Source organism: Leucobacter sp. gxy201, assembly GCF_051043335.1.
GTDB lineage: Bacteria > Actinomycetota > Actinomycetes > Actinomycetales > Microbacteriaceae > Leucobacter.
This window is the reverse complement of sequence record NZ_JAMXWS010000003.1, coordinates 244,908-258,088: the sequence shown is the minus strand read 5'-3', so window position 1 is coordinate 258,088 and position 13,181 is coordinate 244,908. Positions and strand designations below refer to the sequence as shown.

At 69.4% G+C, this 13,181-nt stretch carries 12 protein-coding genes; 2 read left to right on the top strand and 10 right to left on the bottom strand.

The annotated features are described in order from the left end of the window. Window positions 1–35: 35 nt before the first annotated feature. The 5 genes from atpB to prmC form a co-directional block, all read right to left on the bottom strand. The gene (gene atpB / locus NHL51_RS06295; protein ID WP_434142509.1) at window positions 36–860 is read right to left on the bottom strand and encodes a F0F1 ATP synthase subunit A; all 825 of its coding nucleotides are present in this window, start codon (window positions 858–860) and stop codon (window positions 36–38) included. 156 nt (window positions 861–1,016) lie between these two features. Further along, window positions 1,017–1,484: a 3-oxoacyl-ACP reductase gene (locus NHL51_RS06290; RefSeq protein ID WP_434142508.1), complete on the bottom strand. Its 468-nt coding sequence runs from the start codon at window positions 1,482–1,484 to the stop codon at window positions 1,017–1,019. Further along, window positions 1,481–2,698 carry an MraY family glycosyltransferase gene (locus tag NHL51_RS06285; RefSeq protein ID WP_434142506.1) on the bottom strand — a complete coding sequence of 406 codons (1,218 nt, stop codon included), beginning with the start codon at window positions 2,696–2,698 and terminating at the stop codon, window positions 1,481–1,483. Before NHL51_RS06285 ends, NHL51_RS06290 begins: the two co-directional genes overlap by 4 nt. A 1-nt stretch (window position 2,699) precedes the next feature. Continuing rightward, complete coding sequence (locus NHL51_RS06280; RefSeq protein ID WP_434142505.1) at window positions 2,700–3,365, bottom strand: L-threonylcarbamoyladenylate synthase; 666 nt, start codon at window positions 3,363–3,365, stop codon at window positions 2,700–2,702. Window positions 3,366–3,403: 38 nt separating this feature from the next. Further along, entirely contained in the window at window positions 3,404–4,345 is a 942-nt protein-coding gene (gene prmC / locus NHL51_RS06275; RefSeq protein WP_434142504.1) for a peptide chain release factor N(5)-glutamine methyltransferase, read from the bottom strand. 146 nt (window positions 4,346–4,491) lie between these two features. On the opposite strand from prmC, the gene cysK reads away from it, so the two are divergent. Beyond that, window positions 4,492–5,427, top strand: coding sequence for a cysteine synthase A (gene cysK / locus NHL51_RS06270; protein ID WP_434142502.1), 936 nt, complete (start codon window positions 4,492–4,494; stop codon window positions 5,425–5,427). Window positions 5,428–5,532: 105 nt separating this feature from the next. Then, on the top strand, window positions 5,533–6,102 hold the full coding sequence (cysE, locus tag NHL51_RS06265) for a serine O-acetyltransferase (protein WP_434142501.1): 570 nt from the start codon (window positions 5,533–5,535) through the stop codon (window positions 6,100–6,102). Between the two features lie 22 nt (window positions 6,103–6,124). Here the strand turns inward: cysE and NHL51_RS06260 are convergent, their stop codons facing one another. The 5 genes from NHL51_RS06260 to NHL51_RS06240 form a co-directional block, all read right to left on the bottom strand. Continuing rightward, the gene (locus tag NHL51_RS06260) at window positions 6,125–7,513 is read right to left on the bottom strand and encodes an MFS transporter (RefSeq protein ID WP_434142500.1); all 1,389 of its coding nucleotides are present in this window, start codon (window positions 7,511–7,513) and stop codon (window positions 6,125–6,127) included. Between the two features lie 138 nt (window positions 7,514–7,651). Continuing rightward, window positions 7,652–8,725, bottom strand: a complete 1,074-nt coding sequence (gene prfA / locus NHL51_RS06255; RefSeq protein ID WP_434142498.1) for a peptide chain release factor 1 — start codon at window positions 8,723–8,725, stop codon at window positions 7,652–7,654. Window positions 8,726–8,819: 94 nt separating this feature from the next. Further along, window positions 8,820–10,736 (bottom strand): hypothetical protein, encoded by a 1,917-nt coding sequence (locus NHL51_RS06250; protein WP_434142497.1) that lies wholly within the window; start codon window positions 10,734–10,736, stop codon window positions 8,820–8,822. Window positions 10,737–10,920: 184 nt separating this feature from the next. Continuing rightward, complete coding sequence (gene thrB / locus NHL51_RS06245) at window positions 10,921–11,856, bottom strand: homoserine kinase (protein WP_434142496.1); 936 nt, start codon at window positions 11,854–11,856, stop codon at window positions 10,921–10,923. Continuing rightward, window positions 11,853–13,163 (bottom strand): homoserine dehydrogenase, encoded by a 1,311-nt coding sequence (locus NHL51_RS06240; protein ID WP_434142495.1) that lies wholly within the window; start codon window positions 13,161–13,163, stop codon window positions 11,853–11,855. Before NHL51_RS06240 ends, thrB begins: the two co-directional genes overlap by 4 nt. Window positions 13,164–13,181 lie beyond the last annotated feature (18 nt).

Genomic DNA, 13,181 nt, shown 5'->3' with positions numbered 1-13,181 from the left:
GGTGAGCGCGGCGGTTGCCGAACCCGGTAATGGTTTTAGTGCTCTTCAGCCAGCGCGAGCTGGATGTAGACGCCGGTGAGAATGGTGAAGATGTAGGCCTGGAGGAACGCGACCAGGATCTCGAAGAGGGTGAACGCGAAGCCGACGACGAAGGTGCCGACGCCGAAGAGCTTGAACAGCCCCTCGCCCTCGAGGAGGAAGAAGTTGGTGGCGCTGAAGAACAGCACCAGGAGGAGGTGGCCGACGAGGAGGTTCATCAGCAGACGCAGCGTCAGCGTCACCGGGCGCAATACGAAGGTCGAGAAGAACTCGATCGGCGTCACGATGATGTAGAGCGGCAGCGGTACGCCGGCCGGGAAGAGCGAGTTCTTGAAGAAGTTCTTCGGGCTCTTCTTGATGCCGGCGTAGATGAACGTGACGTACGAGACGACGGCGAGCACGAGCGGCAGGCCGATCACGGCCGATACGCCGATGTTGAAGCCGGGGATGATGCCCGTGATGTTGAACGCGAGGATCGTGAAGAAGATGCCGCACAGGATCGGGAGGAAACGACGTCCGTCGACCTTGCCGAGCAGATCCTCCGCGATGTTGACGCGCACGAAGTCGAGCGCCATCTCGGTCAGCGACTGGCCGCGGGTCGGTACGACCTTCATGTTGCGGGTCCCGAGCCAAAAGAGGAGCAGGAGGACGGCCATCATGATCACGCGGATGATCATGATGCGGTTCATGGCGAACGGGGTGTCGGCGAAGAGCACGACGTCCGGGAAGAAGTCTGCGATCGACGGCGGATGGAAACCGCCCTCTTCTGCGACGAACAGACTGGGGGTCACGAATTGCACAGCGTTAGCGAACAGCGCCATTCTCCTGATTCGGGGCGAGACGTGAATGGCCTCGCCAGCGGCGAACGATGGTCGTGCCCCCGACACTTATCGGCACACACGCATAGCGCGGCCACGCAGGGAACACCATCATCCTAACAAATATTCAGCCCAGGGTGAAACCGTGGAGCGCGAAAATCAGACTCCCCCGACCACCGGAATGCGCGATTTCGCGACGATCACCGAATCGATCGCCAAAGACACCAGCACGGAAGCCACGATTCCGATGAAGAGGATCACCGGGTCGAGCCAGGGCTGATCGCGCAGCAGCAGCGAGACCACGATGAAGATGACGAACTTCAGCACCCATCCCCCGAGCACGATGCCGAAGAAGAGGCCGAGGTAGTTCGGCGAATCGATGAAGCGGTTCGCGAAGGCGATGCTGCCGATGGTGAGCAGGAGGAAGAACCCGCCGAACGCGCTGCCGATCACGCCGCCGACGAGTCCGGGCGAACCCGCGACCGCCCAGCCGATGAGCGCGAACGCGAGCACCATCACGACGGTGACGACGATCCCCCACTTCATCGCGCGCAGCAGCACGGGCTGGGACGTCGGCATCTGGGGCTTCGCGGCGCCCTCGGCTTCGGGCGTGACGGAGTCGCTCACTCGGGGGTCCTTTCGTGCGCCGCGCCGCCGGTTCGATCCGCGGCATCGGCGAGGGAGGTCTGGTCGGGCTTCTGCTCGGCCCGCGGCACCCACCGTAGCAAGCCGCGCTGTGCGGCCGCCGCACGCAGCCGGCTCATCGGGAACAGCAGCAGCAGGATGCACAGCAGCCCGCCGATCACGAGCACGACCGAGGGCAGCACGAAGCTCTGCAGCGTGAAGACGAGCAGCACGGCGAGCGAGAGCACGGCGGTACCGAGGTAGAAGATCAGCACGGCCTGCAGCGGCGAATGGCCCCGATCGAGCAGGCGGTGGTGCAGATGCTGGCGGTCGGCCGTGAACGGGCTCTTCCCGGCCCTGATGCGGCGCACGACGGCGAGCATGAAGTCGGCGAGGGGCAGGGCGAGCACCGCGACCGGCAGAATGATGGGGATGTAGCTCGCGAGGACGAGCTTCTGGTCGAGCGCCGCGGGGTTCAGCTGACCGGTCACCGAGACGGTGGAGGTGGCCATGAGCAGACCGACCAGCAGCGCGCCGGTGTCGCCCATGAACATTTTCGCGCGATGCCAGTTGAAGGGGATGAAGCCGACGCAGATGCCGACGACGACGATGGCGATGAGGCTCGCGATCTCGACGGAGTCGACGTGGCCGATGCGGTCGTTCAGGATGCGCGTGTAGGCGAAGAAGGCGGCGTTGGCGATGATCGCGACGCCGGCGACGAGGCCGTCGAGCCCGTCCACGAAGTTCACGGCGTTCATCACGAGCGTCATGAGGAACACGGTGATCACGAAGTTCACTGCGGGCGAGCCGATGATGAGGGTGTTGCCGATCGGCAGCGAGACGATCTGCAGACCGTTCCAGGCGAGGAGGCCGGCGGCGGCGAGCTGGGCCGCGAGCTTGATCATCCAGTCGAGGTCGAGCAGGTCGTCGAGCACGCCGATCAGGGCGATGATGGCGCAGGCGCCGATGAGCGCCCACATCTCCGGCCCCTCCCGGAAGAAGGCCGCGAACTCCGGGCGCAGCATGGCGGCGCCGAAGGCCGCGAGTATGCCGACGAACATCGCCACGCCGCCGAGCCGGGGCGTCGGCGTGCGGTGCACATCGCGCGCACGCACCTCGGGGGCGAGACGGTAGCGCCGGCTCAGCCGCAGCACGCCGTACGACGCCGCAGCCGTCACCACCGCGGCGACCGCCGCGAGCACCAGGTAGCCGATCACGTCAGTCCTCGATCGCCACCTGCGGCATCAGCGCGGCGATGGTCTCGCGGGGCACGGCGCCCGCGCGGAGGACCCGCAGCTCTCCCCCGTCCTCGGTCACCCGGGTGACATCGACGATGGTCGACGGCGTGCCGTCGCCCGAGACCGGGCCGGCCTCGAGGTACACCGAGACGGAGTCGTGGAGCATCGCCTCGGCCTCGGCCGCGGTGCGCGCGGCCGGCTGCCCGGTGAGGTTGGCCGAGCTCACGGCGAGCGGCCCGGTCTCCTGCAGTATCTCGAGCGCGATACCGTGGTCGGGGATGCGCAGCGCGACCGTGCCGCCGGTCTCGCCGAGGTCCCAGCTCAGCGACGGGTTCGCGCGCGCGACGATCGTGAGACCGCCGGGCCAGCACGCCTCGGCGAGCGCGCGCACCGGCGTCGGGACGTCGGCGGCGAGCGCCGACAGCGTCGCGATGTTCGGGATGAGCACGGGCGGCGGAGACTGACGCGTGCGCCCCTTCGCGTCGAGCAGCCGCTGCACGGCGGTCGGGTCGAATGCGTCTCCCCCGACCCCGTAGACGGTGTCGGTCGGCAGCACGACGAGCTCTCCCCGCCCGATCGCGTGCCGCGCGGTGCGCATGCCGCTCAGGAGCTGCGAGGGATCGGAGCAGTCGTAGACATCGGCCATGACGCACCAGTCTACTCGGCCGTCGGCTGAGGAGTCCCCTACGCGATGGCGGTCGTCGCGCGATCCCTGCCCGTGAGGTCGGGGTGCGTCGCCGGAGCGCTCCAGCCGTCGCGCGCGAGGATCCCGCGGATCGCTTCCCCCTGGTGCTCGGCGTGCTCGAGCACGATCGGCGCCCCCGGCACGAGGAAACGGCGCCCGATGCGGCTGATCGTCCGGATGAGCTCGAGGCCGTCCTCGCCGCTGTAGAGCGCGAGTTCCGGGTCGTGATCGCGCACCTCGGGGTCGCGGGGCACCATGCCGCTCGGCACGTACGGGGGGTTCGAGACGAGCACCTGCACGCGCCCCTCGAGGCCCTCGAGCGCTGCGGCGAGCCCGCCCCGCCCGGCCGCGCCCCGGGCCGCGACCGCGCGCGCCGAGGTGTCGAGCTCGGCGACGTCTCCGAGCAGCAGTTCGACGCGGCCGTCACCCCACTCGGCGACGTTGCGCTCGGCCCAGGCGTGGGCCTCGACGCTCTTCTCCACGGCGAACACGCGCGCCGTGGGCACCTCGTGCGCGAGCGAGAGCGCGATGGCGCCGCTGCCGGTGCAGAGATCGATCGCGATCAGCTCGGGCGTCGGGACCGCCCGCAGCGCGTCGATGGCGATCTGCACCACGGTCTCGGTCTCGGGCCTCGGCACGAAGACGCCGGGCCCGACCGAGAGGTCGATCGCACGGAACGGCGCGCGCCCGGTCAGGTGCTGCAACGGCACCCGCCGCGCCCGTTCGTCGGCGAGTTCGCCCAGAGCGTCGAACTGCCCGGAGTCGAGCGCGCCGCCCATGAATGCGAGGGCCTGCACCCGGCCGCGGGTCTCCCCGAGCACGTGGCCGATGAGCAGTTCGGCGTCGACCATCGGGTCCTCGATACCCGCCTCGGCGAGGCGCGCGGCCAGTTCGCGCAGGGCGGCCGCGACCGTCGTCGCGGCGTTCTTGTCGTCACTCACCCACCCACCATACCGACCCTGCGCGTCGTGCTCCGCGCTGCCGGCACTGTCATGCAACGACTCATTTCATAATCGGCAGTGAATTGTGGGATAAGCGGACGGTATAGTTTTCAGTGGCCCTGAACTGGATTGAAGGATTGAAGGAAATGGCACGGACTTACGAGAACATCACCCAGACGTTCGGTGGCACCCCGCTGGTGCGCCTGAATCGTGTGACGGAAGGCGCCGGCGCCGAGGTCTACGCGAAGATCGAGAGCTTCAACCCGGCGGGCAGCGTGAAGGATCGCATCGGCATCGCGATCATCGATGCCGCCGAGAAGTCCGGGGCGCTGAAGCCCGGCGGCACCATCATCGAGGGCACCAGCGGCAACACCGGCATCGCCCTCGCATTCGTCGGCGCCGCTCGCGGCTACCGGGTCATCCTCACGATGCCCGAGAGCATGAGCATCGAGCGCCGCAAGTTCCTGAAGGCCTACGGCGCCGAGATCGTGCTGACGGACCCCGCGGGCGGCATGAAGCTCGCGGTCGAGAAGGCCCAGGAGCTCGTCGCCGAGACTCCGGGCGCCATCCTCGCGAACCAGTTCGGCAACGAGGCGAACGCCGAGATCCACCGCGCCACGACCGGCCCCGAGATCTGGAACGACACCGACGGCGCGGTCGACATCTTCGTCGCCGGCATCGGCACCGGCGGCACCATCACCGGCGCCGGCAGCTACCTGAAGTCGCAGAACCCCGAGGTCAAGGTCGTCGCCGTCGAGCCGCGCGACGCCCCGCTGCTCACCGAGGGCAAGGCCGGCCCCCATAAGATCCAGGGACTCGGCGCGAACTTCATCCCCGAGATCCTCGACCAGGGCGTGTACGACGAGGTGCTGACCGCGACCGTCGAGGATTCGATCCGCGTCGCGCGTTCGCTCGCCACCGAAGAGGGCATCCTCGCCGGAATCTCGGGCGGTGCCGCCGCCTGGGCGGCGCTCGAAGTCGCCAAGCGCCCCGAGAACGCCGGCAAGAAGATCGTCGTCGTGCTGCCCGACTCGGGCGAACGCTACTTCTCGACCGTGCTCTTCGCGGATCTCGAGGTCTGATCCGCCCGCACCGCCGTACTGCGCGGGGCCCGTCCGGAATGTTCCGGACGGGCCCCGCGTTGGCGCAGATACCCCCTCAGAGAATCGACCGAGAATCGGAGCACCGTGAGCCTCTTCAGCCGTATCCGTGAAGACATCGGCGCCGCGAAGGCGTCCGACCCGGCGGCGCGCAGCTCGATCTCGATCTTCTTCATCTATTCGGGTCTGCACGCGGTGTGGTGGCACCATCTCTCGCACGCCCTGTGGCTGCGCGGCCGCCGCTTCCTGCCCCGCGCGATCTCCCAGGCGATCCGCTTCTTCACAGGCATCGAGATCCACCCCGGCGCGACCATCGGCCGGCGCCTCTTCATCGACCACGGCATGGGCGTCGTCATCGGCGAGACCGCCGTCGTCGGCGACGACGTGCTGATCTATCACGGGGTCACGCTCGGCGGCACGGGCCACGGGCGCGGCAAACGCCACCCGACCATCGGCGACCGCGTGGTCGTCGGTGCCGGTGCGAAGCTGCTCGGCGACATCGAGCTCGGAGACGACTGCGCGGTCGGCTCGAACGCCGTCGTGGTGCGCTCGGCGGGCCCGTGGACGACGCTCACCGGCATTCCGGCGCAGGCACGTCCCCGGCGCGGCGCCCCGGTGGCCGAGAAGCCCGACACCGCCGACTTCTACGTGATCTGAGGCGATCCCTGCCGGGCGGTGCTCAGCGCAGTCGGCGCCCGTGCAGCTCCATCCATCGCTTCGTGCGCACCCGTTCGATCAGGATCATGGTGACGCCCAGCGCCCAGAACGGGATCTGCACGGCGAACGCGGTCTGGAACGCCCGCAGCGAGTAGTGCTCGGGCGACCCGGCGCCCTGCAGATCGAGCACGAGGCCGATGAGCAGCACGACGCACAGCGCCGAGGTGAAGCCGCCGGTGTTCACGAGCCCGGTGCTGAAGCCCGAGAAGCTGCGCGGCGTATGCGACCTCGCCACTTCGAACGCGATCATCGAGGCCGGCCCGCCGAACGGCATCGCGACGACGAGCACGATGATCAGCCACAGCGGCGGCGTGGTCGGCCAGACGATGACGGCGACCCAGAGTGCGATGATCGTGAACGTGATCACCAGGTAGAGCGTGACGCGCCGCTCCACGAACCGCGAGCTCAGCGGGCCGAGCAGCAGACCGGCCGCCATCGACGAGACGATGACGAGGTTGAGCAGGCCGCTCGCCTGCTCGGTGCTGAGCCCGATGCCGCCGGTGAGGAACGGAGTGCCCCACAGCAGCACGAACACCGTCAGCGCGAACGGCGAGGTGAAGTGCATCCAGTACGCGAGCCGCGTCCCGGGAATCGACAGCAGCCGTCGCCCGCGGGTCCAGATACTCAGACCCGGCACGCGCGAATCCGCGATGACCGGCAGCATCTCGGTGGCGGGCGGGCGCATGAATGCGCCGGTGGGCTCATCGGCGCCCAGGGATCGCGCCTCGCGGCTGATGCGGCCCAGACGCCCGGTCAGCGTCTCCGCCACCGTGCCGACGCCGGGACGGTCGCGCAGCACGAGGGCTCCGAGGATGCCCACGAGCAGGCCGATGCCCGCGATGCCGAGGAACCCGCTCGCCCAGCCGAACGACGACACCACGAACGCGAGCGGCGTGATCGAGACGAGCTGGCCCGCCTGCCCGATGAGGCCCGTGAGCTGGCTCACCACCGGCAGCTGGCGTACCGAGAACCAGTCCGGGAGCATGCGCATGAGACTCGTGAAGGTGCAGGCGTCGCCGGCTCCGACGAGCACGCGGGCGAGAATCGCGAGGCGCACGTCCGAGACCGTCGCCATCAGCGTCTGCCCCACGACCATGAGCAGCATGCCCGAGAGGATCATGCGGCTCGAGCCGATGCGGTCGAGCAGCATGCCCACCGGGATCTGCATCCCCGCGTATACGGCGAGCTGGATCATGACGAAGATCGACAGCGTCGTCGCATCGATGCCGAAGTGCTCCTGCGCCGCGGGCCCGAGGGCTGCGAGCGATGCGCGGTTCACGACGGCGATGCCGTAGGAGAACGTCGCGACGCCCCATACCATCCAGGGGAGGAACGGTTTCACGGAGCGCATGGCTCCATGCTAGCGAGACGCGCATTCCAACGACAAAGGGTCGCGATCTGGGCGTTCACGCGCACGAGGACCCCGATCTGCGCCCCATTGTCTGCCGGAACCGCCGGCCGCGCGGGATGCGGCCGGGAGGTTCGTCGGCTACTGGCCGAGCGATTTCAGACGGTCCTCTTCGTCCATGCGGATGCACGACTCGATGACCGGGTCGAGCGCTCCGTTCATCACGTGGTCGAGGTTGTAGGCCTTGTACCCCGTGCGGTGGTCGGCGATGCGGTTCTCCGGGAAGTTGTAGGTGCGGATGCGCTCCGAACGATCCATGGTGCGGATCTGGCTGGAGCGGTGCGCGCTCGCCTCGGCGGCCGCCTCTTCCTGCTGACGTGCGAGCAGGCGCGCGCGCAGCACGCGCATGCCGGCCTCGCGATTCTGCAGCTGGGACTTCTCGTTCTGCATCGCGACCACGATGCCCGTCGGCACGTGGGTGATGCGCACGGCCGAGTCGGTCGTGTTCACCGACTGCCCGCCGGGGCCGCTCGAACGGTAGACGTCGATCTTGAGGTCGTTCTGGCTGATCTCGACCTCTTCGGGCTCGTCGACCTCGGGGTAGACGAGCACGCCGGTCGTGGAGGTGTGGATGCGGCCCTGCGACTCGGTGACGGGGACGCGCTGCACGCGGTGCACGCCGCCCTCGTACTTGAGATGCGCCCAGACGCCCTGCGACGGGTCGGCGGCGTTCGACTTGATCGCGATCTGCACGTTCTTGTAACCGCCGAGGTCGCTCTCGTCCTTCTCGAGCATCTCGGTCTTCCAGCCCTTGGATTCCGCATAGTGCATATACATGCGCAGCAGGTCAGCGCCGAACAGGGCCGACTCGGCACCGCCCTCACCGCCCTTGATCTCGAGGATGACGTCACGGGCGTCGTCGGGGTCGCGCGGGATCAGCAGACGTCGCACCTTCTCCTGCGCCTCCGCCAGCGAGGCCTCGAGGCCCGGGACCTCCTCGGCGAACGCCTCGTCCTCCTTCGCGAGCTCACGAGCGGCCTCGAGATCGTCGCCGAGCTGCATCCAGTGCTCGTGCGCGGCTTTGATCTTGCTCAGCTCCGCATAGCGCCGGTTGACCTTCTTCGCGCGCGCGGCATCGGCGTGGAGCGCGGGATCCGCGAGCTGCTCCTGCAGCTCGCCGTGCTCGCGCAGCAGACCTGCGACCTGTTCGAACATCTTCTCTCCGTGAGTCTTCGATCGCCCGCCGTACCGCGGGTCGGCTGGGGTGCTCGTGCGGGGGCCGTCGGCCGCCCGCACGAGCCTGCACGATCTACTTCAACGAGCCGAGCGTGTACGAAGCGTCCTCGACGATCTCGGGCGCGAAACGGCTGCCGGCGACCTTCACGAAGGTGTTCGCGACGGGCGCGACGGCCTTCAGCAGGGCCTTGTCGAAGGCATCGCCGGTCTTGGTGCGGGCGGTGGCGACGAGCGTGAGCGAGCCGCCGTTCTCGATGTTGCGCGCCGCGCCGACCAGTCGCTTCACCTGGGCGATGGCGTGGGCCTGCGCGGTCTCGGTCGACGTGCGACCGCCCTGCTGCGCCTGCACGGTCGCGTGGGCGAAGTCGTTCAACGAGTCGAGCAGCACGACGACGTCGTGGCCGAGCTCGACGAGACGGCGCGCACGGTCGACCGCGAGCTCTGCGATGGTGCTCTGATCTTCGGCGGTGCGCTCGAAGGTCGCGGTGATGACTTCGCCGCGCACGGTGCGCTCGAGCTCGGTGACGTCTTCGGGGCGGGTCTCGGTGAGCACGAGCATCAAGTGCGCGTCGGGCTTCGCGGCGCTGACGGCGTCGGCGAAGCCGGCGAGGATGCGTTCTGCCGGGATGGTCGCGGGCACCGACAGCACGGCGCGCTGGCCGAGCGCCACGGGCGCAACGCGGTCGATGTCGCTGCCGAGGCCGGCCTTGCCCTGGCCGAGGCTCAGACGATCCTGCGGGTGGATCGGGGTGAGCTCGGCGATGTCGGCGCGCTTCTCGTTCTCATCGATGGCACGGCCGTTGACCGACTCGACGCGCACGATCGCGTTGTACTTCTGACGGCCGGATCCCTCTCCCTCGCGGGGCTGGCGGATCGCGCCGACGACGGCGTCGCCGCGGCGCATGCCGTACTTCTTGACCTGGCCGAGCGAGACGTAGACGTCGCTCGTGCCCGGCAGGTAGCCGCTCGTGCGCACGAAGGCGTAATTGTCGAGCACGTCGAGGATGCCCGCGATCGGCAGCAGCACGTCGTCCTCGGTGATCTCGGGGTCGACGTCGTCGTTCTGGCCGCGGCGCTTGCGGTCGCGCTGGCGGGTACGGCTGGAGCGGGGGCTCTCGGCCGCGGCGCCGCCGCCGTTGCCGCGCGAACCGCGATCCTGCTGGTTCGCCGCGTCGTCGCTCTGCGACTTCGCGGCGTCCTGGCCGTCGGTGTTCTCGACTGCGTCGCCCGACTCGGCCTTCTGCGAGCGCGTGCGGCGCCCGCGCGTGCGGCCGCCTCGCTCGCCATCTGCGCCGTCGTTCTTCGCACCTTCGCTCTTGGCGCCATCGTTCTTCGCGCCGTCGTTCTTGGCGCCATCGTTCTTCGCGCCGGCCTCGGCCTGCTCGCCCTTGGCGGGCTTGTCCGCTACCGCTCCGCCGTTCTCAGCGGCCGGCGCATCGGTATTCTCGACCGCAGCGGGCTCGGCCTTCGCGGCTTCGGAGGCGTCGCGCACGGGCGACGAGGCGCGGCGGCTGCGCGTCGCGGGAGCCGGTGCTTCGGCGACGGTCTCCGCCGGAGCTTCGGCCGCGGGAGCCGCGGTCGCCGCCTCGGGAGTTTCGGCGGCGGGCGCCTCGGCGGCCTCGCCGGCGACCTTCTTGCGGCTGCGCGACACGCGCTTCTTCGGCGCCTCGGCCGGAGCCTCGGCAGCGATCTCAGCAGCGGGGGCCTCAGCAGCGGCGGCATCGGCGGCGGGCGCCTCGGCAGCCTCATCGACGACCTTCTTGCGGCTGCGCGACACGCGCTTCTTCGGCGCCTCAGCCGGAGCCTCGGCGGCCTCGGCCGCAGGAGCCTCGGCCGCAGGAGCCTCGGCAGCGGGAACCGCAGCCTCGGCCGGCGCACCGGCTGCCGCGGAAGCGCGGCGCGGCGCGCGACGGCGCACGGGCTTCTCTGCGGCGACGGACTCCGCCTGGACTTCGGCGTTCGAATTCATCTCTTCTACGTTCAACTTCACAATCTCTCTCTGTGAAGACCGTTGGAGGATCGCGCCCGAACGGCTGCGGCCTCTCGCGGTCGTGCACTTCACGTGCGTTGGGGAACACCGGAGAACTCGCCCGGTGAGGAAACGATCCACTCGACGCGATTCGGAGCGAGACAAGAACCGCTTGCCGTTCCGATCGGTGCCGCAGCCGTGAAGACTACACGGGGATCTCCTCCACTGTAGCACCCCTGGTGTCGACCGCGAGCAGCAATCGCTGCCAATCCGCATGATGCTCGGCCACGTAATCGGCCGCCGCGAGGCGCTCGGCCGGTCCGTTCGCGAGCACGAGCACGGACGGCCCGGCGCCCGAGACGACGGCCGGGAACCCGGCGCCCCGCAGCTCCCCCACGAGGTCGCGCGTCGCCGGCATGGCGTCTCCGCGGTAGCTCTGGTGCAGGCGATCCTCGGTCGCTTCGAGCAGCAGCTCGGGGCTCTGCGTGAGCGCCGCGATGAGCAGTGTCGAGCGCGAGACGTTGAACACGGCGTCCTCGTGCGGCACGCTCTTCGGCTGCAGGCTGCGCGCCAGCTCGGTCGACATCGTGAACGAGGGCACGAGCACGAGCGGCGACACTCCGCGATGCACCATGAGGCGCTTGGATCGCGGCCCGGTGCCGTTGGTCCAGGCGATGGTGAGCCCGCCGAAGAGCGCCGGCGCGACGTTATCGGGGTGCCCTTCGAGCTCGGTCGCGAACGAGAGCAGCTCTTCCTCGTCGAGCTCCAGCGGGTCGACGGGGTCGCTCGCGAGCAGGCCCGCGGCGATCATGACTCCCGCGACGATGGCGGAGCCCGACGAGCCCATTCCGCGGCCGTGGGGAATCCGGTTCACTGCGACGACTTCGATGCCCGGCATCGTGCGGCCGAGCCGAGCGAACACGTGGGCGGCCGAACGCACGACGAGGTTCGTCTCATCGGTGGGCACCTCGCCCGCACCGACGCCGGTCACGGCCACGGTCGCTCCCGGCGCCTCGCGCGTCGTCACGGTGAGGTCGTCGCCGTGCGAGAGCGCGATGCCGAGCGTGTCGAAACCGGGGCCGAGGTTCGCGCTCGTCGCCGGAACATGCACGTGCAACGCGCGCGGGACGAACCCGCTCATGCGTCGCCCTCGAGGCGCAGTACGCTGGTGACCTGCTGCACGACCTCGCTGCCGCGCAGCGCATCGACCACCGCGGCGAGATCCGCCTCACGAGCGCGGTGCGTGCCGATGACGAGACGCGCGTGGCCGTCGGCCTGCTGCGAGATCGACTGCTCCACACTCGAGGCCGAGACGCCGCGATCGGCGAGCAGACCGGCGATGGTCGCGAGCACGCCGGGCCGGTCGCGCACCTCGAGCATGATCTGGTAGGCGGTCGTGATCTCGCCGACGGGCAGGATCGGCAGTTCGGCGTGCTTCGAGCCCGGGATGCCGGGGCCGCCGACGACGTGGCGGCGGGCGGCCGAGACGACGTCGCCGAGCACGGCCGAGGCCGTCTCGACGCCGCCGGCGCCTGCGCCGTAGAACATGAGCTCGCCGGCCGACTCCGCCTCGACGAAGATGGCGTTCTTGCCGCCGTAGACGGCGGCGAGCGGGTGCTCGCGGCTGATCAGCGCCGGGTAGACGCGGGCTGAGACGCCCTCGGTGCCGTCCGCGGCGGTAAGGCGCTCCGCGATCGCGAGCAGCTTGATGACGTAGCCGGCCTGCTTGGCGGCCTCGATCTGCTCGGCGGTGACCGTCGTGATGCCCTCGCGGTGCACTGACTCGACCGGCACGTTCGTGTGGAACGCGATGCTCGCGATGATGGTGGCCTTCTGGGCCGCGTCGTAGCCCTCGACGTCGAGGGTCGGGTCAGCTTCGAGGAAGCCGAGCTCGCTCGCGACGCGCATCGCATCCTCCGCGCTGTCGCCGAAGCGGTCCATGCGGTCGAGGATGTAGTTGGTGGATCCGTTGACGATGCCCATGACGCGGGTGACGTGGTCGCCCGCGAGGCTCCACACGAGGGGGCGGATGATGGGGATCGCGCCGGCGACGGCGGCCTCGTACGAGAGCTGCGCACCGACCTGCTCCGCGGCCTCCGCGAGCTCGGGGCCGTGCGCGGCGATCAGCGCCTTGTTCGCGGTGACGACGTCGGCGCCGCCCTTGAGCGACTGCAGGATCAGCTCGCGGGCCGGCTCGATGCCGCCCATGAGCTCGATGACGATGTCGGCCCCCTGCACGAGACGCTCGGCGTCGGTCGTGAAGAGCTCCTGCGGCAGCTCCGCATCGCGCTTCGCATCGATATCGCGCACGGCGATCCCTGCCAGAGTCAGGCGCGCGCCCACTCGAGCGGCGAGCTCGTCGCCGTTCTCGAGCATGAGCCTGGCCACCTGCGATCCGACTGAGCCCGAGCCCAGCAGGGCTACGCAAAGGTCACGGTACCCGTTCAATTGTTCTCCTTGATTGTG